General features: G+C 77.5%; 1 pseudogene. It reads right to left on the reverse strand.

Annotation, left to right across the window (positions count from 1 at the left end):
- Positions 1 to 515: pseudogene (locus tag SACPADRAFT_RS29450) on the reverse strand (DNA polymerase Y family protein); the annotation flags it as partial.

Here is a 515-nt window from a genome sequence, read left to right on the forward strand (position 1 = left end):
CCTCCTCGGGCCCGAGCAGGCCCTGGACGTGCACCAGCGCCCGGCCCGCCCGGTCCGCCTCGGGCGTGTGCTCGGCCCCGGAACCGCCGCCCGGCCACAGCCCGAGCTGCAGGGCGTGTCCCCGGACGACCTCCTCGGGGACCAGCCGCAGTTCCACGATCCCCGCGGTGGGGCGGGTGCCCTCCTCCGCGCGCAGCCATCCCTCGAACTGCCAGCGCACACGGTCGGCGACCCCGGCGGGGCTCAGCGGCTCCGCGCAGCGCCACACCCGGACGAGTTCCTCACCGTTCTCCGTGGTGGCGTGGATGCCCAGCCGCGTACACGCCAGCCCCCGGTCGGCCAGACCCGTGTGGAACCGTTCGGCCTGGGTCCGCGCGAGGAAGGCCGCGACGTCGATCCGGTCGAGGGGCGGGTCGAACGACTCGGTGACGGTCGACTCCGGCGGCGGGGAACGCCGGTGCGGCGGGCGCTCGTCCCGGCCCCGCGCCAGCCGGTGCGCGGACAGCCCCGCGCTG

This window comes from Saccharomonospora iraqiensis subsp. paurometabolica YIM 90007, from assembly GCF_000231035.2.
In the GTDB taxonomy this organism is placed as follows: domain Bacteria; phylum Actinomycetota; class Actinomycetes; order Mycobacteriales; family Pseudonocardiaceae; genus Saccharomonospora; species Saccharomonospora paurometabolica.